Below are 23859 nucleotides of genomic sequence, written 5' to 3' on the forward strand. Positions count from 1 at the left end.
CGCTCAGCCTTCAGGCGGCCACAGCCACACGGCGCCGCGGACGCCGGAGCTGTCGCCGTGTTTAGCCTTGCGGACCGGCGTCTCGAAAACGTCCGAGAACACATGCGGCGTGATGGCGGCGGGCAGGCGCTCATAGAGGGCGTCGACGTTCGACATGCCGCCGCCCAGGACGATGACGTCCGGGTCGATCAGGTCGCAGACCACGGCTAGGGACCGGGCCAGGCGGTCGACATAGCGGTCCAGGGCGGCGATCGCGCCGAGGTCTCCGGCGTCAACGGCGCCCATGGCGGCCTGTCCGTTGGCGAAGCCGGCGTCACGGGCGAAGGCGGGGCCTGCGATCCAGGTCTCCAGGCAGCCCTTGCGGCCGCACCAGCAGTCCGGGCCCGGATACTCCTCAGGCTTGGGCCAGGGCAGGGGGGAATGGCCCCATTCGCCAGCGATCCCGTTGTGTCCCTCGATGATCTTGCCGTCGACCACGACGCCGCCGCCGCAGCCGGTGCCCAGAATGGCCGCGAACACCACCGCCGCGCCGGCGCCGGCGCCGTCGGCGGCTTCGGACAGGGCCAGGCAGTTGGCGTCGTTGGCCAGACGCACGGGGCGCGCCAGGCGCGTCTCCAGGTCTTCGCCAAAGGGGCGGCCGTTCAGATAGGTGCTGTTGGCGTTGCGGATCAGGCCGGTGCGGGGCGAGATCGAACCGGGAATCCCCAAGCCCAAGCGCGCGCAACTGCCGCCGGCCATCGATTCCGCGTCGGCGACCAACGCGGCCACCGCTTCCAGCGCTTCATCATAGTTGCCGGGATTGGGCTTGCGCACGCGCGCCACGAAGTCGCCGGCCGCGTTGAGCGCGGCGACCTCGATCTTGGTGCCGCCGAAGTCGACGCCGAAACGGATCATGGAAAGAAGCGCTCCTCGATGGCGACCTTCAAGGTCGGCCACTCGTCGATACGGACGTGACGATCAGGCGCGGACGGGGCGAACGGGCGTAGGCGCTCGTCGCTGACCATCTGGAAGCGGCCGACCTGCGGCGCGCTGTGCGCCACCGATTCCAGCTGCGGCAAAAGGTCGTCGATGAAAACGACCGGACCGGTCGTGCGCGAGGCCAGCTCCGCTGCGGGCGGCCCTTTGGGGCCGCTGTTGATCACCAGCGGATAGTCAAAGCCGTGTGTCTTCAGCCACTTGGATCGCGCCAGGCGGCCGTGCTCGGGCGCGTTGGTCAGAATCACCACCTCGGCGCGGGTCGACAGGTCGGCCAAGGCGTCGGCCGCGCCGTGCGCGGGGTCCAGATCATCGGCGCCGTCCCGGAAGAAATCGTCGAACAGGGCCTTGCCCGCGATCATGTCCAGGTGTTCGCTTTCGCCTGGGCGATAGATGTTCTGGAACAGGGCGAAGCGATCGACGCGGAGTTCAAAGCCGTGACGGGCCACGAATGCGCCGAAGCCGCGCATGAATTGCGCCAGGACTTCGTCGACGTCGACGATGACCAGAGGCGCGGTCGGCGAGATGGCGCAGGCCTGGAGGTCGGAGTAACGCGGTTCCATGAGCTCGGATCGTTGGTGCTTAACGCGATTAGCGCGGGCTTAAGGATATCCGTGCGATCAGGTTCTGGAAGACGGCGCGAATCCCTAGGCGCCGCCACGTGACCGCATGGTCGGGGTAAGGATGACGAAGAAGGTCCTCATCGTGGAGGATAACGAGCTGAACATGAAGCTCTTTCATGATCTGCTCGAAGCCCAGGGTTACGAGACCCTGCAGACCCGTGAGGGTCTGTCGGCGTTGTCCATTGCCCGCGAAAACAAGCCAGACCTGATTCTGATGGACATCCAGCTGCCCGAGATCTCGGGTCTGGAAGTCACCAAGTGGCTGAAAGAAGACGACGACCTGGCCCACATTCCGGTGGTGGCGGTGACCGCCTTCGCCATGAAGGGGGATGAGGAACGCATTCGCGAGGGCGGTTGCGAGGCCTATATCTCTAAGCCGATCTCGGTCGTGCATTTCCTCGACACCATCAAGCGTCTGCTGGAAAGGCAGCCTGCATGAGCGCCCGGATCCTCGTCGTCGACGACATCGAGGCCAATGTCCGCCTGCTCGAGGCCAAGCTGACGGCCGAGTACTACGAGGTTTCTACCGCCATGGACGGGCCGACGGCCCTGGCCATGGCCGCGCGCGATCTGCCTGATATCATCCTGCTGGACGTCATGATGCCCGGCATGGACGGCTTCACCGTCTGCCGAAAGCTCAAGGACGATCCCACGACCCGCCACATCCCGGTCGTGCTGATCACCGCGCTCGACGGGCGCGGCGACCGCATCCAGGGTCTGGAATCGGGCGCTTCGGACTTCCTGACTAAGCCGATCGACGATGTCATGCTGTTCGCCCGCGTGCGCAGCCTGACCCGCTTCAAGCTGGTCATCGACGAACTGCGCCAGCGCGAGGCCTCGGGTCGCCGCATGGGCGTCATCGCCGGCGCCGCCGCGCGCCTGGACGGTCTGGGCGGCCGGGTTCTGATCGTCGATGACAACGAGCGCCAGGCCCAACGCGTCGCCGCCGAACTGGGCGTCGAGCATCGTCCGGTCATCGAAAGCGATCCCGAGAAGGCCAAGATCAGCGCCGGCGGCCCTGTCGACCTGGTCATCGTCAACGCCGCAGCCAAGAGCTTCGATGGCCTGCGCTTCACCGCCACGCTGCGGTCCGAAGAGCGCACCCGCCAGCTACCCGTGCTGGCCATGGTCGATCCGGATGATCGCGGCCGCATGGTCAAGGCGCTGGAGATCGGCGTGAACGACATCCTGTCGCGCCCGATCGACCCGCAGGAACTGTCCGCGCGCGTCAAGACGCAGATTCAGCGCAAGCGCTACACCGACTATCTGCGCAACAACCTGGATCACTCGCTGGAGCTGGCCGTCACCGACCAGCTGACCGGCCTGCACAATCGCCGCTACATGACCGGTCAGTTGGACTCGCTGGTCAAGCGCGCGACCCTGGGCGGCGATCCGGTCTCGGCCCTGCTGATCGACATCGATTTCTTCAAGAAAATCAACGACACCTTCGGTCACGACATCGGCGACGAGGTGCTGCGCGAGTTCGCCCTGCGCCTGGCCTCGAATGTCCGCGCCATCGATCTGCCCTGCCGTTATGGCGGCGAAGAGTTCGTGGTGATCATGCCTGACACCGCCCTGGCCGACGCGCTGCGGATCGCTGAGCGCATTCGGATGCATGTCTCCGGCTCACCCTTCAAGGTGGCGCACGGCAAGGAAATGCTGAACGTCACCATCTCGATCGGCGTCTCGGCCACGGCGGGCGAGGGCGACACGCCCGAAGCCCTCCTCAAGCGCGCTGACGAAGGCGTCTATCAGGCCAAGGCCTCTGGCCGGAACGCGGTGGTCGGCAAGGCCGCCTGAGCGGCGCCTAGCTTTTGACTATCGGAATGATTGTGTTCCTTAGGTCGTAAAGTAGTCTGGACAATCCAGAGTGGATATCTGTATCGCCGTTCTATGAGCGCCAGGGGGGCGGCTCTTGGACCGGGGGTACGGGTCATGCCGATCAAAGTAAGTTTCACCGACCCAACAGGGCGCTACACGTCGCAGACCGCTCTGTTGGTCAAGAACGTCGAGGCGGCTTGGGCGATGTGGGCGCCTTACTTGGCGCCATCCGACGCAACGATCGAGATCGATATGCGGTTCGTGACGAACTACGCGAACCGAGGCGGCGGGCGGTCGACCACGTCCGTGGTCGAGACGACCGTGAACGGCGACCGCACGGCGGCTCAAGGCTCGATCTTCGAGCTACGGACTGGAAATGATCCGAACGGGGACACGTCTGACATCGAGGTGTTCTTCGACGTCGACTTTCTGACCCAGTGGTACTTCATCGATCCGCTAGATGGCACGCCGACGCCCTCTGGCAAGAACAACCTCATTGACGTCATCGCGCACGAACTAGGTCACGCTCTGGGCTTCAACGGCTTCAGCAACGTGACGACTTTCGCGCTCGGAAACTATGCCAGCCGGTTCGACCGGCTGATCGATGTGAAGAACGGTCTGCCTTATTTCGTCGGCGAGAAGGCTGTGGCGCTCTATGGCGGGCCAGTGCCTCTCACACCGGGCAATGTCTTCCATGTCGGCAATACGACGACGCCAATCGCCACCGACCTTATGAACGGCCTGACGCTGCGCACGGGCGTTCGCTACGAAATTAGCGGGCTCGATATCGCCATGTTCAGCGACATGGGCGCGGCGACCATCCTGGCGGACAAGCTTCTGGGTAGCGCTAGCGCCGACGTCATTAAGGGCGGAGCCGGTGGTGATGAGATCCAGGGACTAGGGGGTGACGACAGGATCGATGGGGGGCTGGGCCTCGACACCGCCGTGTACACCGGAGCCTCGATCGATTTCGCCTGGTCCAAGACTGCGGATGGCGGCTGGTCCGTGCGCGATCTTCGCGCCGGTTCACCGGATGGGACGGATACGATTAGAGGTATCGAGGTCCTGAAGTTCACGGATAAGAGCGTAAACCTCTCTAGCGTGTCCGCCGTCGCGATCGCCGGGGAGGCGCTGCTTCGGGGCGGACAAGCGGCTGCCGTGGCTGACCTGGACACCAAGCTCACCGCTGGGACCGTCACCCAGCCATCAGCAGTGGCGAGCCTCATTTCGACGGCGGCCCAGACGACTTCGGTGGCGACTTTGAGCTACCAGTTCTTTACGGGAAAGATCCCCGGCGATGTCGGTATCGACTATCTTGTTTCGCCGACGGGACCGAACCCCAACAATCTAAACAGCGCCTACTATCAGAGTTTTAATCTAGAAAATCGCTACATCAATTTCGCTGTGAACCTTGGTAAGCTTGGCGAAGGCAAGGAGAACTTCGCGAAATCATACGGCTCGCTTACGCTTTTTGAGGCTACGAAGAAGGCCTATGCGGCAATCTTCGGAGGGACGCCGAGCGACGCCAAAGTCCACGTCTTGATCGACACGCGAGTTGACTACTTCGCCGCCTATGGCGGGGATGGCGCCAACGGTTTGGGTACCAAGGCAGCTATGGTGGGGTGGCTATTGGCTGAAGCGGTCAAAGCAGATGTCGGCGTGATGGCCCGGTCCAACTCGGCTTGGCTTCTCGACGTTTCGGATGGATCAGCGCCGTTCGCGGTCAGTATCCTTGATCCCGCGAAGGGTTACTACAAGGCTGATTTCGTCTTCGGCGGCTCATAAGAGTTCGCTAGGCCCGCTGAGCGGAAGGGTTTCATTGCATCGATGAAACGCTTCCGTTCTTGCGCGAAAGGCGGCTTCGCGCGACATCGCTGGCCATGAAGAAGATGCTTACCTGCGGCGTGATCGCCGCCGCCGTCTCCGTCGGCTTCGCGGCCCAGGCCCAGTCGACTGCGACCAAGCCCGCGCCCAAGCTGGTGGTCGTCATCTCGATCGATCAGTTCAGCGCCAATCTCTACGCCCAGCATCGGGCTGAGGTCACCGGCGGCCTCAAGCAGCTGAGCGCCGGGATCGTCTATCCGAACGGCTACCAGTCGCACGCCTTCACCGAGACCTGCCCCGGTCACTCGACCTTGCTGACGGGCAAGCATCCCAACAAGACCGGCATCAGCGCCAACGACTGGTACGACAAGACGACCGGCAAGACCGTCTACTGCCTGGCCGATCCCAGCGTCACCCTGGCCGATGACCCCAAGGGCAGGGCGGTTTCGCCGGCCAACATGGTGGCCACCACCTATGGCGACTGGCTGAAGGCCGTCTCGCCCAATAGCCGCGTGTTCGGCGTCTCGGGCAAGGATCGCGGTGCGATCACCATGTCGGGCCACGCGGCTGATGGGCAGTTCTGGTACCAGCCGGGCTTTGGCTTCACGACCTATGTCCGCCCGGGCCAGACCGCCGAGGCGCGTCTCAAGCCCGTCGCGGCCTTCAACGCCAAGCTGGCGGCTGATCTGAAGAAGCAGCCGTTCGTCTGGGACTACGCCAAGAGCCCGCTGGACGCGGTGACCGGGGGTGGTTCGGCCAAGCGCTGCAAGGCCCTGGAAGCCGACTATGAGACGGGCGGCCGCAAGTGGCGCGCGGCCCTGCCGATCCCGGCGGCGACCACCGAGGCGGATAAGCGCCGCGATCTCGCCGCTAGTCCGTACACGGATCAGGTGACTCTGGAGCTGGCGACCGCCCTGCGCGAGGCCTACGGCCTGGGCGACGGCCCGCAGGTGGATGTTCTGACCATCAGCCTGTCGGCCACGGACTATATCGGCCACCGCTATGGCACGCGTGGCCCGGAGATGTGCGACCAGATCGCCCGCCTGGATGAGCGCCTGGGCGCCTTCCTCAAGGGCCTGGAGAAGGTGAAGGGCGGCGTGTTGGTCGCCCTGAGCGCCGACCACGGCGGCGCTGACATGGCCGAACGCCTGCATGGCGAGGGCTATGAATACGAGCGCGTGATCGGCAAGCCCTGGATCGCCAAGCTGAACGCCCAGGTCCGCGCCCAGTTGGGCCTATCCTGGGACCCGTTGAACGCCGAGGGCGGCCTCGACCAGATCTATGTCGTCGGTCCTGACGGCAAGGCGACCTCGGACATCGATCGCGCGCGGATCACCGCCGCAGCCCTGCCGCTGATCGTGGGCGACCCGGCCGTGGCGGGGGCCTTCGACTCAAACGCCCTGCTCACGCTGCAGCCCGCCCCCGCTGACGCCTCGCCTGAGGAGCTGTCGCTGGCCGAGCGCCTACGCCGCAGCGTCTATCCAGGCCGGGTGGGCGACATCCTGGTCGCCTTCCGCCCGGATCGCGTGCCGGCGACCGCCGGGCCGACCTATGTGTCGACCCACGGCAGCCCCTGGGACTATGACCGCCGGGTGCCGATCCTGTTCTGGTGGAAGGGGGCTGCGCCGCACGAGCGCGTGCTGCCGCTGGACACCGTGGACATCGCGCCGACGCTCGCCGCCGTCACCGGCGTGAAGCCGCCGGCCGACATCGACGGCAAGTGCCGGCCGCTCGTCTACGGCCAACGTTGCTAACGGCGGTTAGGGCGACTTTTTAAGCTCTCGCACACGCAGGAGGCGCAGCCTCCTGCGTGCATCCTATGCGGGAGCGTTCGATGAGGGCGAGACGTCGCGCGAGACGACGGTCTTTTCCGGCCGGTTGGCCGGCATTGGCCCTGGTGGCCTGCGTGTCATTGTTTTGGCTGGGCGCGCGTCTTGAGGGCGACCCGTCCGGCGGCCTTTCGACAGCCGCTGTGCTGGCCGCCTTCGTCGCGCTCTGCATCGGCCCCGTGGTGCTGGCTGTCACCGTAATCCGGGGCGGCTTCGCAGTCTTCCGCTGGTTCTGGTTCGGCCAGGGCCAATAGGGCGGCCACAAAAGCAAAACGCCCGGCTATCGGTAGCCGGGCGTTTCAATGTCGTAGCGCTGAAAGGCGATCTTACTTGATCTTGCCTTCGCGGAATTCGACGTGCTTGCGGATGACCGGGTCGTACTTCTTCAGCACCATCTTCTCGGTCTTGGTGCGGGCGTTCTTCTTGGTGACGTAGAAGAAGCCGGTGTCCGCCGTCGAGTTCAGGCGGATCTTGATGGAAGCCGGTTTGGCCATGGTCGAATCCCTGCGGTGGTCGCGCAGGTTCCCGCGCGTTGGAAATGAGAGGCGCGGAACATACTCATCGGCGGCTCAAAGTCAATTGCCGGCAGGACAACGCCGATAAGGAAAATCCGCCGAGCGCTCTTGGCCGTTCACGGAGCCCTCAATCCGGGCCACCAGCGTGTCCTTGTCCGCCAGACGGTAGAGAATCCGCTGGGGAAAATCATTCTTGGGGTTTTCGAAGGTCGCCGTATTGGCGGCCAGATCCTTCAGGGTGAACGCCGTCTCGGCCTGGCCCGATGGAATCACCACGTAGCGCAGCGCGCCGTCCTCGCCGGGCACGATCCGCATGAACTCGAATTCTCGCAGCTTGCCGTCGCGCACGCTGCGGCTCATGCCGATCATCGCCCCGCCGGCCGGGGCCAGCCACTGTTCCTCGATCTTGGTGCCGTTGGGACGAACCAGCGTCCAGCAGCCGCCCATGAAGGCCAACTTGTCGATGTCGGTGGGCGCGGCCACGACGCTCAGGGCCATGAGGGCGGCGATCATGCGAACCTCCCGAACAGCGCCTGACAGCTAGAGATGGGTCAGATGGCGCTTGCCGTTCAGGAAGCGCATGAACGGGGCCGGTCGTCCAGTCTCCGCCAGTCTTTGGCCCACCTCGTGGACGACGAAACGGGTGATGTTGGGCAGGTCCAGGGCCATGGCTTCCTGGAAGTCGACCCAGGCGATCTCGTCCAGCTCGCCGCAGTCGGGTCGGCGGTCCAGCGACAGCAGCGACTCGGCTGACGCCATGAAGAAGCGGGCGTCGAAGCGGCGGGGACGATAGGGCGGGGTGATGGCGCGGGCCACGAAGCTCAGTGGGGCCAGGTCGGGCAGGGCGCCTTGGGCCAGGAACGGCCGCCAGGGACCGGCCCCAGGCCGCTCGTGCGCGGGCTTGGCCAGCAGGAGCCCCGTCTCCTCGAAGGTCTCGCGCACGGCCGCCAGCGCCAGGGCGCGGGCCAGGCGGGCGGGCTTGGGATGACGCGGTTCCAGCTCCAGACGCTTGGCGACCTCAACGTCGAGCTCGGTGGCGCTGGGGGCGTCATAGTCGGTGCGGTCCACGCGTCCGCCGGGGAACACCCACTTGTCGGGCATGAAGGCGTGGCCGCGGTTGCGGCGGCCCATCAGAAGGCGCGGCTGGGGCCCGTCGGTGCGGACGATGATCAAGGTGGCCGCATGCCGGGGCTTGAGCGCGACGCCCGTCTCGCGCGTCGCGCCGTCGTTGATGGTGTCGAATTTCGCGTCGATCGGCGGCAGGCTCATGCGCTCAAGTTAGACCCATCCGCGCGGCTGCATAGGGCGACGTGGCGTCAAGACAGCTTGCGCTTGACCCCTCGCGGCGACGCGCCCCAAGCTCGCGCCGCTTTTGTTGGAGGGGTTGTGATGATCGGACGGATTTCGACGCTGGCGCTGGTTGCGAGCCTGGCCATGGGCGCGCCGGCGGTGGCCGCGCCTTCCAAGGCCAAGGTCGAGGCGGCCGCCAAGGCGGTCCAGCCCAAGGTCGTCGCCTGGCGGCGCGACATCCACCAGAACCCCGAGCTGGGCAACCAGGAGGTCCGCACGGCCGCCCTGATCGCCAAGGAGCTGAAGGCCCTGGGCATCGAGGTGCGCGAGAACGTCGGCAAGACCGGCGTCGTTGGCGTCCTCAAGGGCGGCAAGCCCGGCAAGGTCGTGGCCCTGCGCGCCGACATGGACGCCCTGCCGGTCGAGGAGAAGACCGGCCTGCCGTTCGCCTCCAGGGTCAAGGCGACCTGGGAAGGCCGCACGGTGCCGGTGATGCACGCCTGCGGTCACGACACCCACGTTGCCATGCTGCTGGGCGCGGCCACGGTGCTGGCCGGCATGAAGCAGGACATCCAGGGCACGGTTGTCTTCATCTTCCAGCCCGCCGAAGAAGGCCCGCCGGCGGGCGAGGAGGGCGGCGCCAAGCTGATGATCCGCGACGGCGCGCTGGACAATCCCAAGGTCGACGCGGTGTTCGGCGTGCACATCGGCCCTGGCGATCCGCACGAGCTGAACTATCGCCCCGAAGGCTTCTACGCCTCGTCGGACCGCATCACGATCACCGTCAAGGGCCGCCAAACCCACGGCGCCCGTCCCTGGGCCGGCATCGACATGGCCAGCGTCGCCGCCGACATCATCCAGGCCACCAACCAGATCGCCGCGCGCCAGGTCGACGTCGGCGTCTCGCCGTCGGTGCTGACCATCGCCACCATCAATATGGGCTTCCGCCAGAACATCATTCCTGAGGACCTGAAGATGGAGGGGACCATGCGGACCTTCTCCAAAGAGCGCCGCGCTGACCTGATCTCCCGCATGCAGAAGTCCGTGACCGCCATCGGCGACCGCTATGGCGCCAAGGCCGAGGTGGTGTTCACCCAGCCCTATCCGGTGACCTACAACGATCCGGCCTTGTCGAAGTGGGTGAAGGGGACCCTTGAAAAGGCCTCGCCCGGCAAGGTCGACGACAACGCCGCCCTGGTCACCGGCGCCGAGGACTTCTCGATGTACGCCGAGAAGGTGCCGGGCGTGTTCATCCAGCTAGGCGGCCGCAAGGCCGATGTTCCGCGCGAGACCGTTCCGGTCAACCACTCGCCCTATTTCGACGTCGACGAGGCCGTGTTCGAGACCGGCGTGAAGGCCCACGCGTTCATGGCGCTGGACTATCTGGCGAAGAAGTAGGGGCTGACAGATCCTCCCCCTAGCGGGGGAGGTGGCGCGAAGCGCCGGAGGGGGAAGAGGCAAGGGCAGCAGAACTTCCCCCTCCGTCGGCTGCGCCGACACCTCCCCCGCTGGGGGGAGGATTGTTATACTGCGCTGGCGGCCCGCGCCTCGAACCACGGCGTGATCCGCCGCAGGGCCTCTTCGACCTCGGGTGTCGAGACCGCGAAGCTGAAGCGGATGAAGCGCTTGCCTTCGACCGGGTCGAAGTCGACACCGGGCGCAGTGGCCACGCCCGTGTCGCGCAGCAGGTCCTCGCAGAAGCCCAGCGAGTCGTCGGTCAGGTGGGCGATATTGGCCCAGATGTAGAAGGCCCCGTCCGGCGGCGCGATTTCTTTCAGGCCTAGCGCGGGCAGGGCGTCGAGCATCCGCTGGCGATTGGCGCGATAGACGGCGATGTGGCCTTCCAGCTCGTCGATGCAGTCCATGGCCGCCAGGCCCGCATGCTGGGCCAGCGAAGGCGCGGTCAGGAACAGGTTGCCGACATAGGCCCGCGCCCGGTCAAGATCCTCGCCCAGCGGTGTCAGCAGCCAGCCCAGGCGCCAGCCGGCCATGCTGAAGTACTTGGAGAAGCTGTTGACGATCAGGGCGTCGGGCGCGAACTCCAGCATTGAGGGCGTGCGGCCGGTGTAGCTGAGGCCGTGATAGATCTCGTCGCTTATGATGCGGATCCCGCGCTCGCGGCAGACCTTGGCGATGGCTTCCAGTTCGGCGGGTTCGATGATCGTGCCGGTCGGATTGGCCGGACTGGCGACGATGACGCCGGCAGGAGCGGGGTCGAGCGTGGCCAGGTGTTTGGCCGTCAGTTGGAACCGATCATCCGGCCCGCAGGCGATCTCGACCGGCTCCAGGTGCAGGGCCTTCAGGCTGTTGCGATAGGCGACATAGCCGGGCCGCGCCAGGGCGATACGGTCGCCGGGCTTGAACAGGCTGGACAGCGCCAGCACCAGGGCCGGCGAGGCGCCGCAGGTCAGGATGATCCGCTCGGGCTCGACCGTGACGCCGTACAGGGTCTGATAGCGCTGGGCGATCTTCTCGCGCAGCAGCGGGCTTTCCCAATAGCCCATGGCTTCCTGGTCGAGGATGTCGTGCGCCTTGGCCAGCGCCTTGCTCGGCGCGCCGGTCGAGGGCTGGCCGAACTCCATGTGAATGATCGAGCGCCCCTCCATCTTCAGCTGATGGGCCAGGCGGCTGATGGCGATGGCGTGGAAGGGTTCGATCTCGGCGCGCATGGCGACTGCATAGCCAGCTTTGAACCGCCGCGCAGCCCCCACCTGATCGCTTCGCGATCGTCCGCCCCCAAAGGTGGGCGGACGGCGCCCCTCTTCCCCCTCTGGGGGAGGAGCGCGAGGCGCGGAGGGGGCTTTGCGGCGCCGCCGGGTCATGTGAAGCAAGGGCATGCTCACTCTTCTGCTCTCCGCCGCCCTCGCCCAGACAGCCTTGCCGCTGAATATCGGCGGTCGCGTCGCGCCCGCTCCGGACGGCGCCTACGACTTCGGCTGGCCCGGGGTCTATTTCGAGGCTCGCTTCACCGGACCCTCGGTCGAGATCGCGCTCGACACCGGCGGCGAGCATCTGGCGGTGAGCATTGACGGCGTCCGCAAGGCCGAGTTGACCAAGTCAGGTGCCACCCGCCTGAAGCTGGATCGCCTGGGACCGGGCGAACACGTGGTGCGGTTGGACCGGCTGACCGAAAGCCAGGCGGGATCGTCGCGCTTCCAGGGCTTTTTCCTTGGCCAAGGGGGCAAGGCGCTCTCAGCGCCGTCTCGGCCGCGCAGGATCGAGTTCGTCGGCGACTCCCACACCGTGGGCTACGGTGTGCGCTCGGCCAGCCGCGACTGCACCGAACAGCAGGTGCACGACCTGACCGACACCAGTCTGGCGTTCGGGCCGATCCTGGCTCGGCGGCTGAACGCGGACTACCGCATCGAGGCCTTCTCCGGGCGCGGCGTGGTGCGGAACTACAACGGGCTCGCGCCGGGTCTGCCCCTGCCGGCGCTCCTCCCGCGCCTGATCCCCGGCCAGGAGCAGCCGCGCTTGGGCCCAGACGACGCCTGGAGCCCCGACGTGCTGGTGATCGGCCTGGGCACCAACGACTTTTCGACGCCGCTGAACGCCGGCGAACCGTGGGCCGACGAGGCGGCGCTGCGGAAAGACTACCGCGACAGCTATGTGGCCTTCATTCAGGGGCTGAAGGCCAGTCGCCCTAAGGCGCGGGTGTTCCTGATCGCCGGCGACACCTTCGCCGAGGACGTCGCCGAGGTCGCCGACCGCACCAGCGCCAAGGCCGTGCGGATCACGGGCATGGATCTGGGCGCATGCCATGGGCATCCGTCAGTGGCCGATCAGCGGATGATGGCCGACCAGCTCGAGGCGGCGATCAAATCCTCCCCCTAGCGGGGGAGGTGTCGGCTCGAAGAGACGACGGAGGGGGAAGGGGCAGGGGGAGCAGGACTTCCCCCTCCGCCCGCTGCGCGGACACCTCCCCCGCTAGGGGGAGGATCTTGGCGACGCCTACCGCCGCTTGCCGCGTCGCACGCCCTTGGGCAGGCCGCCGCGCGGCTTCACCGCCGCCTGGCGTCGCGCTCCGAGCCGAGGGCGGGGCATCTTGGGATCCGGCGCCAGAGGCTCGCTGAGCATCTCGAACAGCAGGCCGCCGGTGACCGGTGTGGCCTCGACCAGCTTGACCTCGACGCCCATGCCCAGCGGCCAGCGCTTGCCGGTCCGCTCGCCGACCAGGGCGTGCATCTTGTCGTCGTGGACGAAGAACTCTTGGCCCAGGCTCGAGACCGGCACGAGGCCGTCGGCGCCGGTGTCGGCCAGCTTGATGAACAGGCCAAAGCGGGTGACGCCGGTGATGCGGCCCTCGAAGGTCGCGCCCACGCGGTCGGCCAGGAAGGCGGCGATGTAGCGGTCGGTGGCGTCGCGCTCGGCGGCCATGGCCCGGCGCTCGGCGTGGGTGATGACCTCGGCCGTGTCCTTGATCTGGGCGATGTCCTGGTCGGTCAGGCCGTCGGTCCCCAAGCCCAGGGCCCGGATCAGGCCCCGGTGCACGATCAGGTCGGCATAGCGGCGGATCGGGCTGGTGAAGTGGGCGTACTTGGCCAGATTCAGACCGAAGTGGCCGATGTTGTCGGCGCTGTAGTGAGCCTGCATCTGGGTGCGCAGCACCACCTCGTTGATGATCGCCGCGTTGGGGCTCTCGCGGGTCTCTTCCAGCAGCTTGTTGAAGCGCGCGGTCTGCGGCGCCTCGCCCTTGCTCCAGCGGATCTCCAGGGTCTGCAGGAAGTCGGCGAGGTTCTGCACCTTCTCCAGGCTCGGCGTGTCGTGCACCCGGTAGATCAGGGGCGAGCGCTTGGCCTCCAGGCTTTCGGCGGCGCAGACATTGGCCTGCACCATCATCTCCTCGATCAGCTTGTGGGCTTCCAGGGAGGCGCGCTTGGTGATCGAGGTGATCTCGCCGCCCTTGATGATGATCCGGCGCTCATCGCTTTCGATCGCTAGGGGCGAGCGGGCGTCGCGGCCGATCTTCATCGTCCGGTAGGCGTCCCACAGCGGCTTGAGGATCGGGTCGAGCAGGGGACCCGCCTTGTCGTCGGGTTGGCCGTCGATCGCCGCCTGGGCCTGCTCGTAGGAGAGCTTGGCGGCCGAGCGCATCAGGCCGCGCACGAACCGATGGCCCTTCTTGCGGCCCGACTTGTCGAACACCATCCGCACGGCCAGCGTCGCGCGGTTCTCGCTTTCGCGCAGCGAGCACAGGCCGTTCGACAGGGTTTCCGGCAGCATCGGCTCGACCCGGTCGGGGAAGTAGACGCTGTTGCCCTTCTCGCGGGCGTCGCGGTCCAGGGCCGAGCCGGGGCGCACATAGGCGGCGACATCGGCGATGGCGACCCAGACGACGAAGCCGCCCTTGTTGGTCTCGTCCTCGTCGGGATGGGCGTAGACGGCGTCGTCGTGGTCGCGGGCGTCCACCGGGTCGATGGTCACGAACGGCAGGTCGCGCAGGTCCTCGCGGCCCGCCAGGGTCGGCTCGACGGCGGTCTTGGCCTCGGCTTCTGCGGCTTCGGAGAAGCCGGTGGGGATGCCGTGGCTGTGGATGGCGATCAGCGAGGCGGCGCGCGGGTCGTTCTCGGTGCCGACCACCTCCAGCACCTTGCCGGGCTTTGGGCCATAGCGGCCGCCGTGCGTGCCGACCTGGGCCAGGACGAGGTCGCCCTCCTTGAACTCGTGGGCGACGCTGGGATCCAAGACCAGGCTTTCCTTGGACTTGCGATCCACCGGCTCGACACGGACCTCGCGGCGATGTTTGCGGATGACGCCCAGGATCTTGTGCGCGCTCTGGCCCAGCTTCTTGATCAGCTTGGCCTCGAACTCGCCGGTCTCCAGCCGCTCGAAGCGGACCAGCAGGCGGTCGCCCAGGCCCGGCGCGCCGGCGGCGGCCTCGCCCTTGCCGGGCGCGAGGCGGACATTGGGCACGTCGTCGTCGGACTTGGTCAGCTTCACATAGAGCTCGCCGTCGCCGTCGCGCTCGACCACGTCGGCCACGCCGACCGGGGGCAGGGAGCCGGCTTCCGCAAAGCCCTTGCGGCCGCGCTTGGCCAGCGCGCCTTGGGCCTCCAGCTCGCGGATCATCTCGCGCAGGGCGCGGCGGTCGGCGCCCTTCAGGCCAAAGTGGCGGGCGATGTCGGCCTTGCCGGTCTCGCCGGCGTCACGCAGGAACGCCAGCAGCGTCTCGCGATCGGGCAGGCCCGCGGGCGGCTTGGGCTTGAAGGTCTTGGTCGGGCGAAGTTTGGCCATGTCCTGCCTTAACCCGTTCGGCGGCCTTAGGGAAACGCGAGGTGGGGGCCAGCGCCCCCTCCGTCACGATGCGTATCCGCATCGCGACACCTCCCCCGCTTTGCGAGGGAGGAGGCTAGGTCATCCTCACCCGTGAAACGGGGGAGGTGGATCGCTGCTGAGCAGCGAGACGGAGGGGGCGCGGACCCTCAGTACAGATCCTCGATCGACTTTGGCGCCTGCGGCTCGGCGGGCTTGGTCTCGGCCACCGGCGCGGGCGCGGGCGGCGGGGCCTCGACCACCGGCGCGGGCGGCGGGGCTTCCTGCTCAGCGGTCTCGACCTCGACGGCCTTGGGCTTGGGTTTTTCGACCGGTGGCGGTTCGTAGGCGAGGGCGGGGGTGGCGTCCTTGACGGGCGCGCCGGAGGCCTCGGCGAGCGGCTGCTGGCTCGCCACGGGGCCGCCACGATCAAGCTTCATGGCGTTCATCAGGCCCATGGCGAAGCCACCGATGCAGCACAGCACCAGGGCCACGACCACGACCTGCAGCGGCAGGGGACGTTCCAAGGTCGTCATGGGTGAAGTTTACTCCCGTCCCTGAGGGCTGAACAGGCGTCAGCCCTCGTCGTCCCAGGGCGCGGCGCCGTCGTCGGACGTCTCCTTCGCCTTGGACTTCGCCGGAGCCTTCTTAGCGGCCGGCTTCTTGGCGGCGGGCTTCTTCGCCGCCGTCTTCTTGGCTGGCGGGTCGCCTTCAGCCTTGGCCTTGGACTTGGTGGCCGCCGCCTTCTTGGCGGGCTTCTTGCCCCCGCCCTTGGCCGCGCGCTCGGCGATCAGGGCCAGCGCCTCTTCCAGGGTGATGGCGGCCGGATCCTTGCCCTTGGGCACGTTGGCGTTGGTGTCGCCGTGCTTGATGTAGGGACCAAAGCGGCCCGACAGCACGCGGATCGGTTTGCCGTCCTCGGGGTGATTGCCCAGTTCCGCCAGGGCCGCGGCGGCGCCGCGCTGCGGACGACCGCCGCCGGCGCGCTTGTCGGCCAGGATGGCGACGGCGCGGTTGAGGCCGACATCGAACACCTCATCGGCGTTCTCCAGATTGGCGTAGGTGCCGTCGTGCAGCACGAAGGGCCCGAAGCGCCCGAGGCCCGCGGTGATGACCTTGCCGTCGTCCGGGTGCTTGCCCACCTCGCGCGGCAGCGAGAGCAGGCGTAGGGCCTTCTCCAGGTCCATGGCCGAGGCGATCCAGCCCTTGGGCAGGGACGAGCGCTTGGGCTTGTCGCTGCTGCCTTCGGTCGCCAGCTCCTCGACATAGGGGCCAAAACGGCCGTTCTTCAGCCAGACCGCCAGGCCCGTGGCGGGGTTGAGGCCCAGCTGCTTGTCGGCGCTCTCGGCGTCGCCATCGCCCTCCGACACGCCCAGCTGCCGCGTGAAGCGGCACTCGGGATAGTTCGAGCAGCCGATGAAGGCCCCGAACTTGCCGGTCTTCAGCGAGAGTTGCCCCGAGCCGCAGGTCGGGCACAGGCGCGGGTTCGAACCATCGCCCTTGTCGGGGAAGATGTGGGGGCCCAGCGCCTCGTTCAGGGCGTCCAGGACGTTGGTGGTGCGCAGCTCGGCGATCTCGCCGACGGCGGCGTGGAAGTCCTTCCAGAATTCGCGGAGGAACTCCTTCCAGTCCAGCTTGCCGTCCGAGACGAGGTCGAGCTTCTCTTCCAGCGCGGCCGTGAAGTCGTACTCGACATAGCGCTTGAAGAACTGCTCGAGGAACGCGGTGACCAGACGGCCCTTGTCCTCGGGGATGAAGCGCTGCTTCTCCATGCGGACATATTCGCGGTCGCGCAGCACGCCCAGCACCGAGGCGTAGGTCGACGGACGGCCGATTCCCAGCTCTTCCATCTTCTTGACCAGGCTGGCTTCCGAATAGCGCGGGGGCGGTTCGGTGAAGTGCTGGTCGGCGCGCGACTTGATGACCTTGGCGGCGGCGCCTTCGAGGATGGCCGGCAGACGGGCGCTGTCCTCGTCGCCCTCGTCGTCGCGACCTTCTTCATAGACGGCGAGATAGCCGGGGAACTGCACCACCTGGCCGGTGGCGCGCAGGCCGGTCTGGCCGTCGGCGCTGGTCAGGTCGACGGTCGTGCGCTCGATGCGGGCGCTCTCCATCTGCGAGGCGATGGTGCGCTTCCAGATCAGTTCGTACAGACGCCCCAGCTCCGGCTCCAGGCGCAGCGAGCCTGGATTGCGGTTCATGGCGGTCGGACGGATGGCTTCGTGGGCCTCCTGAGCGTTCTTGGCTTTGGACTTGTACATCCGCGGGGAGTCCGGGACATACTCCTTGCCATAGACCGTGCCGATGACGTCTCGGGCCTCGAAGATGGCTTCAGGCGCCATCGAGACGCCGTCGGTCCGCATGTAGGTGATCAGACCCACCGTCTCGCCGCCGATATCGACGCCTTCGTACAGCTTCTGGGCGGCCTGCATGGTGCGCTGGGCCGAGAAGCCCAGCTTGCGGGCGGCCTCCTGCTGCAGGGTCGAGGTGGTGAAGGGCGGGGCGGGCGAGCGCTTGCCGGGCTTCTTCTCGACGGCCTCGACCTTGAAGGTGGCGGCTTCGACGGCGGCCTTCGCGGCCAGGGCCGAGGTCTCGTTGCCCAGGTCGAACTTGGTGAGCTTCTTGCCCTCGTGCTTGACCAGGCGCGCCAGGAACGGATCCGAACCAGCCGAGACGTCGGCGTCGACGGTCCAGTACTCCTGGGTCCTGAAGCGCTCGATCTCCAGCTCGCGATCGACGACCAGCCGCAGGGCCACCGACTGCACGCGGCCGGCCGAGCGCGAACCGGGGAGCTTGCGCCACAGCACCGGTGAAAGCGTAAAGCCGACCAGATAGTCGAGGGCGCGGCGGGCGAGATAGGCCTCGACCAGCTCCATATCGAGGTCGCGCGGGGCCCGCATGGCCTCGGTCACCGCGCTCTTGGTGATGGCGTTGAAGGTGACGCGCTGGACGGTCTTGTCCTTCAGCGCCTTCTTCTTGTTCAGCACTTCCAGGACGTGCCAGCTGATCGCTTCGCCTTCGCGATCAGGGTCGGTGGCCAGAATCAGACGGTCGGCCTTCTTGAGGGCGTCGACGATGTCGCTGACGCGCTTTGAGGCCTTGGCGTCGACTTCCCAGCTCATGGCGAAGTCGTTGTCCGGCTCGACCGAGCCGTCCTTCGACGGCAGGTCGCGGATGTGGCCGTAGGAAGCGAGAACCGTGTAGTCGGACCCGAGGTACTTGTTGATGGTCTTGGCCTTGGCCGGGCTCTCGACGACGACGACGTTCATTCTGACTCTTGTTCAGGAAAAGGAGATCGCCCTGCAGGCGAGCGGCGCGAAAGTGGGGGCTTGACCGGGGGTCTGTCAACGAAGGACCCAGAAAACAGTCAGGCTTTGGTGTCTGGTAGGCGCTTGTTAAGCCCCTTGCGCGACACTGGGATGGCATGTTCCACCTGTGCTGACCCCGATGGACCTGACCGTCAACCGGATCGCTACCGAGGCCTATGTCTCGCCGATCCGCCCGATCAAGCCCGTGACCTCGAACGCTGAACGCGCGGAGATCGTCGAGCGGCTGAAAGAAGCCGTGCGCGCCGCGCCGGCGGCGGGGACGGGGCTGTTGGTGGATTTGAGCGTTTAGAACGGTCGGCCGCGTAGGGCGTCGCAAGACGCGGGACCTTCTCCCTCTCTACGAAAGCCCAGTGTCTTGACTTCGCGATGAAGGAAGGGCGCTAGCGGCCATTCTCGATGAACCCGCAGGGTGTAACCTCCGCTGGGGCCCCCGCCATCAGTTCGGGTGCAGAGCACTCCAGGGGCTAAACGCGTGATGCTGGTCTGGTTTTCGAACTCGCCGACCGTAAACAGCAGGCCAAGCGCGCCGACCGTGCCGAGGAAATAGCCAAAGACGACAGGGATCAGCGTCACGGCAAGAATGAGCCGACCCGCGATCGGCGATCTAATCCGCGAGCTGAGCGACAGGGCCAGGGCGACATAGGCGGCATAGACGGCGGCCAGGGTTGCGATGTTCGCCGTCAAGGAGACGAACCGCACCCCGAAAGCCACCGCGAGGATCGCCAGCCCGACCACTGCGGCCAGTAGCCCCATGAAGGCTAGGCGGCTGCGTGTCGAAAGCCTGTCCTTGATGGCGAGATGTAGGCATGCACCCACGACGGGCGCGCCGAGCAACAGCATCCAGGCCAGGATCGCAGAGCTCATGTAGAGTGCTCCTTTGTCACTACCTTGGATTGATTTTCGCGATTGGCAAGCTCAACCATTCGCCCACTTCCTAACGTAGGGGCGTGATGGCTTCTGCGCAGTGACGTGTCGCCGAGGAGGTCGGTCGATTTGAACCGTCGCATTAGAGGTGAGCTCGCAGCCGCAATGCGTCCTTCGAGGCTCGCCTACGGCTCACACCTCAGGATGAGGAAATCCTGTTGCTGAACACCTCATCCTGAGGTGCGCGCTCCTAAGCGCGCCTCGAAGGACGCAGGGAGCCAAGGTCCCCCCAGGGGCGGGAACGGTCACGAGCCTACCGCCATGAACCAGACGTTCCAGCGGTCGCCGCAAAGGTCGACGTAAGCTGGCGTTTCTCGCCGCTCTCAAGCTCAACCATTCGCCCACTTCCTGACGCCTAGCCATGGTCCACCGTTGATCGGGCCGGCGCATCGGCCCGTGATGTGGCGAGCAGATGGCGCACTGGAAACGACGGGGAGGAAAGGGCGCGGCCTTGGTCGTGAGCCTCGCCGCGCATGCAGCCGCTGTGGCGGTGCTGCTGGGCGCTCAGGTGACGCCCGCGCCGCCCGAGCCGCCATCGGTTCTGGTCTCTCTAGTCGAACCGCCGCTACCGCCACCCCCGCCGCCTACACCGCCCGCGCCGCACGATGCGCCGCAGTCGCCGGTGAAGGCCCCGAAGAAGTCGCCCTCACCGGAGAAACCCAAGGACACGGCCCTAGCCGCGCCGCGCTCGCCGCTGCGCGTGACCAAGGCGCCGGTCCCCAAGGATGTGACGCCGCTTGCGGCCAGTCCCAGACCCGCGCCCGCCCGGGTAATGGGCCTGGGCGAGTCCGAGCTGATGGGCGCGGCGACCGCTGGGGTGGGCTCCGGCGGCGGGGGCGGCGGCGCAGGCTGCGACATGGTCCGCCTGCTGCAGGAGGGGCTGCGCAAGAACCCGCGCGCCCGCGCTTCGCTGATGCGCGCCCATGCCGCCACCGTCAGCGCCGGTCGCGCGCCGCTGGTCTGGAACGGCGACTGGCTCCGCACCGACGGCGAAGAGGGCGACGGCCTCTCGGGCCTGCGCGAGATGATCATGCTGGAGGTCGCCTTCGCGCCCGCCGCCTGTCGCACCGAGCCGATGCGCGGCCTCGTGCTGATCTCGCTGAGCGACGGCCCCGGCGGCGCGCGGTTCGCCGTGGGCGGCGGTCACTGGCGGTGGTCGGACCTGCTGTTCGCCAAGGGCGCGCGGCGCTAGAGCCCTTTAGCTTTAGATGGAATCATCTAAAGCGTTTGAAAGGGCTCTAAGTATTTGGTTTTAGAGCCTGTTTAACCGGTTTAGATGGTTCCATCTAAACCGGACAGGCACTAGCGCATTTTCCGACGAAGTGGATCCGGTTCGTCGTCAGAAAATGCGTTAATACAAAGGGCTAGAGCATTTCTCCGATCCGAACAGATCGGAAAATGCTCTAGAGCAGGGATTTCCGGAGCAGGTAGAGACCGCCGAGGATCGCAGCGTCGGCCTGTCGGCGCAGCGGCGTTTGGCGATGCTCGACCACCTCGAACCCGGCGCCCGTCGCGGCGTTTCGAACATAGTCGTCGCCGTGCGCGTAGCGCGCCGAGGACAGCAGCCGCCAGCCGCTCTCACCTTGCTCGACGCTGAAGGCCAGCAGGCCATCGTCGCTGAGCGCGCCCGCGGCAGCGGCCAGGATGTCGCCCAGGTCGCCGAGATAGCTGAATACGTCGGCGGCGACGATCAGGTCGAAGCGGTCGGACGTCTCGCGCAGGAAGGCGACCGCCTCGGCGTGGACCAGGGCGTCATAGCCGCCACGCTCGGCCGCCTTGGCCAACATGGCGGTGGAGAGGTCCACGCCGGTCAGGCGCGCGACCCTGGCCCTCAGGGGCGGACCGGCCAGGCCCGTGCCGCAGCCCAGGTCCAGCATGTGCGTAAAGCGGCGGTCCGCGACGCCGACCATCTCGGCCAGGAGGGTCGGCGTCTGGTATTCCAGATTGTCGAGCAACTGGTGATCGAAGCGCTCGGCGAAGGCGTCGAACAGCGCCTCGACATAGGCGGGCGGGGCGCGGTCGATCTGCGGATCGGTCAGCACTCGCAGCTCGTGCGCCCGGATCGCATCGTCCGGCGCGCGGGCTTCCAGCCATTGGCCAAGCTTGCGCGCGGCGGCCAGGCGCTCGAAGGCGACGAGGGTGGAAAAGCCTTCGCGCGCCACGGTGTCGAGATCCTCGGCCACAGGCCCGGCGATCCGCCCATAAAGCGCCAGGGCGCTGTCGGCGTCGGTGTCGTCCAGCGCGGCGTAGGCGGCCGACCGGGCCCAGGTCAGGCGCGCGCCGTCGTTGAACCCGTCCTGGTTCTCCACCGCAGCGAAGGTCTCGGCCGCCTGGGCGAAGGCGGCTGTCAGGTAGAGGCCCTGGGCCAAGCAGAGGAAACGGACCGGCTCGGCGCCCGGCTCGGCGGCGGCGGCCTTGAGCGGCGGAATGGCTTCGGAAAAGCGCCGAAGGCCCATCAGGGTCAGGCCCAGGCCAAACAGCGCCTCGCCCTCATGCGGAAGGACCTCCAGCACGGCGCGAAAGCCGGCCTCGGCCTCGTCCAGCCGTCCCTCGCCGTGGGCTTGAACGGCCGCGTCGAAGATCCGCTGCAGGTGGTCGGCGTCCACGAATCGCTCCCGCTCTTTCTTCTCGGAGCTTATCAGGCGCCGTTCGGATCGCCGAAGGTAAGGCTACACCCCCGCGACCATCCCGCCGTCCACCAACTCGGCGCGACCGGCGAGGCTGAGCTCCACCAGCGCGGCCATCACCGCCGAGGCGGGGGCGGCGGCCGCACGAACCAGATCGTTGCGTGACACCGGCGTGGGCGAGAGCAGGGCGGCGACGCGCTCGCGCAGGGTGTCGTGGTCGATATCCATGTCGGGCAGGGCCTCATAGGCGCGGTCCTGTTCGCGCAGATGGGTCTGGCCCGACAGCGATCGCAACACGTCCTCGGCGCCTTCGCACAGGATCGCGCCCTGTCGGATCAGGTCGTTCGTGCCCCGGGAGCGCGGGTCCAGCGGCGAGCCCGGCACGGCGAAGACGTCGCGGCCCTGCTCGGCGGCGAGGCGCGCGGTAATCAGCGAGCCCGACTTGAGCTCGGCCTCGACCACGATCACGCCCAGCGACAGGCCCGAGATGATCCGGTTGCGGCGCGGGAAGTCCTTGGCCTGGGCCCGGCGGTCGGGCGCGCTTTCCGAGACGACGCAGCCCTCGGCGGCGAGGCGGGCGTGCAGCCGGTCATGCTCGGGCGGATAGATGTCGCCGACCCCGCCGCCCAGCACCGCCACCGCGCCGGTGGCCAGCGAGCCCTCGTGGGCGGCGCCGTCAATGCCGCGCGCCATGCCCGAGACGACGACATGGCCGGCGGTTCCGAGATCAGTGGCCAACTGGCGGGCGAAGCGCTGGCCGGCGGCCGAGGCGATGCGGGCGCCGACGATCGCCAGGCTGGGCTGTGACAACAGCTCGGCCCGCCCAGTGCCCACAGCACCGGCGGCGGGGGATCGAGCGCCGCCAGACGGGGCGGGAAATCGGGCTCGCAACCGCACAGCAGCCGCGCGCCGAGCTTTTCGCCGGCCTCCAGCTCCTGTTCGATCGCCTCGCGCGGCGGCAGGGACAGCGGCACGGCGCGGCCGCCCTTGCGGGAGAGGTCGGGCAGGGCCGACAGGGCCCGCTCCGGCGTGCCGTAGCGGGTCAGCAGATGGTCGAAGGCGACGGGGCCGACCGTCTCGGTGCGCGCCAGGCGCAGCCAGGCGAAGCGCTGAATGTCCGAGAGCCGGCCGGGCGTCACGGCGCTTCGGGCGCGGGCGGAGCGTCCTCCGCCGGCTTCTTCTTGCCGATCTTGGGCTCCTCACCCTTGAGCAGGCGCGCGATGTTCTCGCGGTGACGGATGAAGATCAGCACGGCCATGAACAGGCACAGGCCCATGAACGGATAGGGCTGGTCGAAGGCCAGGGCGAAAGGCGCGGCCAGGGTCGCTGCGGTCAGGGCGGCCAGAGAGCTGATGCGGAACAGGAAGGCCATGGCCAGCCAGGTGGCGCCGGCGGCGATCCCCACCGGCCAGCAGGCGCTGAGCAGCACGCCGTAGAAGGTGGCCACGCCCTTGCCGCCCTTGAACTTCAGCCAGACGGGGAACAGGTGGCCCAGGAACGCCGACCCGCCCGCCAGGGCGATGATGGCCGGGTTGCCGTTGGTCAGGTACCGGGCCAGTAGCACCGCCACCACGCCCTTGCCCGCATCGCCCAGCAAGGTGATGGCCGCCAGGTCCTTGCGGCCGGAGCGCAGCACATTGGTCGCGCCGATATTGCCCGAGCCGATCTGGCGGATGTCGCCGGCGCCGCCCAGGCGCGTGGCGATCAGCCCGAACGGGATCGAGCCCAACAGGTAGCCGCCGACGATGGCGATCCCGAGGGTGAGATAGGCGATGGCGGCGAGATCTTGCACGGTTCGACCTTAAGGCGAGTTGCGCGCGAATTCAACCGCTGCGCAAGCGAAAGTTGTG

General features: G+C 67.3%; 21 protein-coding genes and 2 pseudogenes. 10 read left to right on the top strand and 13 right to left on the bottom strand.

Annotated features, from left to right (window positions below; translation table 11 throughout):
- Positions 1-3: 3 nt before the first annotated feature.
- Positions 4-894, bottom strand: a complete 891-nt coding sequence (locus tag CA606_RS06865; protein ID WP_096051805.1) for an ROK family protein — start codon at positions 892-894, stop codon at positions 4-6.
- Complete coding sequence (locus tag CA606_RS06870) at positions 891-1538, bottom strand: hypothetical protein (RefSeq protein WP_096051804.1); 648 nt, start codon at positions 1536-1538, stop codon at positions 891-893. The genes CA606_RS06865 and CA606_RS06870 overlap by 4 nt, the downstream gene beginning before the upstream one ends.
- 121 nt (positions 1539-1659) lie before the next feature.
- Here CA606_RS06870 and divK point away from each other — a divergent pair, with 121 nt between their 5' ends.
- The 5 genes from divK (at position 1660) to CA606_RS06895 (ending at position 7326) form a co-directional block, all read left to right on the top strand.
- Positions 1660-2037, top strand: coding sequence for a cell-cycle response regulator DivK (gene divK, locus CA606_RS06875; RefSeq protein WP_096051803.1), 378 nt, complete (start codon positions 1660-1662; stop codon positions 2035-2037).
- Positions 2034-3398 (top strand): PleD family two-component system response regulator, encoded by a 1365-nt coding sequence (locus tag CA606_RS06880; RefSeq protein WP_096051802.1) that lies wholly within the window; start codon positions 2034-2036, stop codon positions 3396-3398. Before divK ends, CA606_RS06880 begins: the two co-directional genes overlap by 4 nt.
- A 135-nt stretch (positions 3399-3533) precedes the next feature.
- Positions 3534-5204, top strand: coding sequence for a hypothetical protein (locus CA606_RS06885; RefSeq protein ID WP_181242823.1), 1671 nt, complete (start codon positions 3534-3536; stop codon positions 5202-5204).
- Between the two features lie 119 nt (positions 5205-5323).
- Positions 5324-6997, top strand: a complete 1674-nt coding sequence (gene phoY, locus CA606_RS06890; RefSeq protein WP_181242891.1) for an alkaline phosphatase PhoY — start codon at positions 5324-5326, stop codon at positions 6995-6997.
- 56 nt (positions 6998-7053) lie between these two features.
- The gene (locus CA606_RS06895) at positions 7054-7326 is read left to right on the top strand and encodes a hypothetical protein (RefSeq protein ID WP_181242824.1); all 273 of its coding nucleotides are present in this window, start codon (positions 7054-7056) and stop codon (positions 7324-7326) included.
- Positions 7327-7398: 72 nt separating this feature from the next.
- On the opposite strand, the gene rpmG is transcribed toward CA606_RS06895, so the two are convergent.
- The 3 genes from rpmG to CA606_RS06910 form a co-directional block, all read right to left on the bottom strand.
- Positions 7399-7566 carry a 50S ribosomal protein L33 gene (rpmG, locus tag CA606_RS06900; protein WP_010920317.1) on the bottom strand — a complete coding sequence of 56 codons (168 nt, stop codon included), beginning with the start codon at positions 7564-7566 and terminating at the stop codon, positions 7399-7401.
- A gap of 81 nt (positions 7567-7647) precedes the next feature.
- Positions 7648-8100, bottom strand: coding sequence for a DUF6265 family protein (locus tag CA606_RS06905; protein WP_096051799.1), 453 nt, complete (start codon positions 8098-8100; stop codon positions 7648-7650).
- Between the two features lie 27 nt (positions 8101-8127).
- Positions 8128-8856 (bottom strand): NUDIX hydrolase, encoded by a 729-nt coding sequence (locus tag CA606_RS06910; RefSeq protein WP_096051798.1) that lies wholly within the window; start codon positions 8854-8856, stop codon positions 8128-8130.
- 120 nt (positions 8857-8976) lie between these two features.
- Here CA606_RS06910 and CA606_RS06915 point away from each other — a divergent pair, with 120 nt between their 5' ends.
- Positions 8977-10275: a M20 family metallopeptidase gene (locus tag CA606_RS06915; protein ID WP_096051797.1), complete on the top strand. Its 1299-nt coding sequence runs from the start codon at positions 8977-8979 to the stop codon at positions 10273-10275.
- Between the two features lie 125 nt (positions 10276-10400).
- Here CA606_RS06915 and CA606_RS06920 read toward each other — a convergent pair whose 3' ends face one another.
- Positions 10401-11546, bottom strand: coding sequence for a pyridoxal phosphate-dependent aminotransferase (locus CA606_RS06920; RefSeq protein WP_096051796.1), 1146 nt, complete (start codon positions 11544-11546; stop codon positions 10401-10403).
- Between the two features lie 166 nt (positions 11547-11712).
- On the opposite strand from CA606_RS06920, the gene CA606_RS06925 reads away from it, so the two are divergent.
- On the top strand, positions 11713-12711 hold the full coding sequence (locus CA606_RS06925; protein ID WP_096051795.1) for an SGNH/GDSL hydrolase family protein: 999 nt from the start codon (positions 11713-11715) through the stop codon (positions 12709-12711).
- A 117-nt stretch (positions 12712-12828) separates the two neighbouring features.
- Here CA606_RS06925 and rnr read toward each other — a convergent pair whose 3' ends face one another.
- The 3 genes from rnr to topA all read right to left on the bottom strand — a co-directional run bounded on the left by rnr (position 12829) and on the right by topA (position 18398).
- Positions 12829-15111 carry a ribonuclease R gene (gene rnr, locus CA606_RS06930; protein ID WP_096051794.1) on the bottom strand — a complete coding sequence of 761 codons (2283 nt, stop codon included), beginning with the start codon at positions 15109-15111 and terminating at the stop codon, positions 12829-12831.
- 188 nt (positions 15112-15299) lie between these two features.
- A complete protein-coding gene (locus CA606_RS06935) occupies positions 15300-15665 on the bottom strand; it encodes a hypothetical protein (protein ID WP_096051793.1) in 366 nt (121 codons plus the stop codon).
- Between the two features lie 39 nt (positions 15666-15704).
- Complete coding sequence (topA, locus tag CA606_RS06940; RefSeq protein ID WP_096051792.1) at positions 15705-18398, bottom strand: type I DNA topoisomerase; 2694 nt, start codon at positions 18396-18398, stop codon at positions 15705-15707.
- Between the two features lie 178 nt (positions 18399-18576).
- Here topA and CA606_RS06945 point away from each other — a divergent pair, with 178 nt between their 5' ends.
- Positions 18577-18747: a hypothetical protein gene (locus CA606_RS06945; RefSeq protein ID WP_024265810.1), complete on the top strand. Its 171-nt coding sequence runs from the start codon at positions 18577-18579 to the stop codon at positions 18745-18747.
- Here the strand turns inward: CA606_RS06945 and CA606_RS06950 are convergent.
- On the bottom strand, positions 18744-19322 hold the full coding sequence (locus CA606_RS06950) for a hypothetical protein (RefSeq protein WP_096051791.1): 579 nt from the start codon (positions 19320-19322) through the stop codon (positions 18744-18746). The two genes, CA606_RS06945 and CA606_RS06950, sit on opposite strands and share 4 nt — an antisense overlap.
- 161 nt (positions 19323-19483) lie before the next feature.
- Here CA606_RS06950 and CA606_RS20560 point away from each other — a divergent pair.
- Positions 19484-19598: pseudogene (locus tag CA606_RS20560) on the top strand (hypothetical protein); the annotation flags it as partial.
- 196 nt (positions 19599-19794) lie between these two features.
- Positions 19795-20574, top strand: coding sequence for a hypothetical protein (locus tag CA606_RS06955; RefSeq protein ID WP_096051790.1), 780 nt, complete (start codon positions 19795-19797; stop codon positions 20572-20574).
- 211 nt (positions 20575-20785) lie between these two features.
- Here CA606_RS06955 and CA606_RS06960 read toward each other — a convergent pair whose 3' ends face one another.
- The 3 genes and pseudogenes from CA606_RS06960 to plsY all read right to left on the bottom strand — a co-directional run bounded on the left by CA606_RS06960 (position 20786) and on the right by plsY (position 23801).
- Positions 20786-21988, bottom strand: coding sequence for a methyltransferase (locus CA606_RS06960; RefSeq protein ID WP_096051789.1), 1203 nt, complete (start codon positions 21986-21988; stop codon positions 20786-20788).
- A 63-nt stretch (positions 21989-22051) separates the two neighbouring features.
- Positions 22052-23148 (bottom strand): annotated as a pseudogene (gene dprA / locus CA606_RS06965) (DNA-processing protein DprA).
- Positions 23145-23801: a glycerol-3-phosphate 1-O-acyltransferase PlsY gene (plsY, locus tag CA606_RS06970; protein WP_096051788.1), complete on the bottom strand. Its 657-nt coding sequence runs from the start codon at positions 23799-23801 to the stop codon at positions 23145-23147. Before plsY ends, dprA begins: the two are co-directional and overlap by 4 nt.
- Positions 23802-23859 lie beyond the last annotated feature (58 nt).

This window comes from Caulobacter vibrioides (assembly GCF_002310375.3).
Lineage (GTDB): Bacteria > Pseudomonadota > Alphaproteobacteria > Caulobacterales > Caulobacteraceae > Caulobacter > Caulobacter vibrioides_D.

Coding starts and splice junctions, on each gene's coding strand:
- rnr (WP_096051794.1), bottom strand. CDS start 15,111: ATGGCCAAACTTCGCCCGACCAAGACCTTCAAGCCCAAGCCGCCCGCG.
- CA606_RS06920 (WP_096051796.1), bottom strand. CDS start 11,546: ATGCGCGCCGAGATCGAACCCTTCCACGCCATCGCCATCAGCCGCCTG.
- CA606_RS06915 (WP_096051797.1), top strand. CDS start 8,977: ATGATCGGACGGATTTCGACGCTGGCGCTGGTTGCGAGCCTGGCCATG.
- CA606_RS06925 (WP_096051795.1), top strand. CDS start 11,713: ATGCTCACTCTTCTGCTCTCCGCCGCCCTCGCCCAGACAGCCTTGCCG.
- CA606_RS06885 (WP_181242823.1), top strand. CDS start 3,534: ATGCCGATCAAAGTAAGTTTCACCGACCCAACAGGGCGCTACACGTCG.
- CA606_RS06880 (WP_096051802.1), top strand. CDS start 2,034: ATGAGCGCCCGGATCCTCGTCGTCGACGACATCGAGGCCAATGTCCGC.
- rpmG (WP_010920317.1), bottom strand. CDS start 7,566: ATGGCCAAACCGGCTTCCATCAAGATCCGCCTGAACTCGACGGCGGAC.
- CA606_RS06910 (WP_096051798.1), bottom strand. CDS start 8,856: ATGAGCCTGCCGCCGATCGACGCGAAATTCGACACCATCAACGACGGC.
- topA (WP_096051792.1), bottom strand. CDS start 18,398: ATGAACGTCGTCGTCGTCGAGAGCCCGGCCAAGGCCAAGACCATCAAC.
- divK (WP_096051803.1), top strand. CDS start 1,660: ATGACGAAGAAGGTCCTCATCGTGGAGGATAACGAGCTGAACATGAAG.
- CA606_RS06950 (WP_096051791.1), bottom strand. CDS start 19,322: ATGAGCTCTGCGATCCTGGCCTGGATGCTGTTGCTCGGCGCGCCCGTC.
- CA606_RS06955 (WP_096051790.1), top strand. CDS start 19,795: ATGGCGCACTGGAAACGACGGGGAGGAAAGGGCGCGGCCTTGGTCGTG.
- CA606_RS06870 (WP_096051804.1), bottom strand. CDS start 1,538: ATGGAACCGCGTTACTCCGACCTCCAGGCCTGCGCCATCTCGCCGACC.
- CA606_RS06935 (WP_096051793.1), bottom strand. CDS start 15,665: ATGACGACCTTGGAACGTCCCCTGCCGCTGCAGGTCGTGGTCGTGGCC.
- CA606_RS06865 (WP_096051805.1), bottom strand. CDS start 894: ATGATCCGTTTCGGCGTCGACTTCGGCGGCACCAAGATCGAGGTCGCC.
- CA606_RS06905 (WP_096051799.1), bottom strand. CDS start 8,100: ATGATCGCCGCCCTCATGGCCCTGAGCGTCGTGGCCGCGCCCACCGAC.
- CA606_RS06945 (WP_024265810.1), top strand. CDS start 18,577: ATGGACCTGACCGTCAACCGGATCGCTACCGAGGCCTATGTCTCGCCG.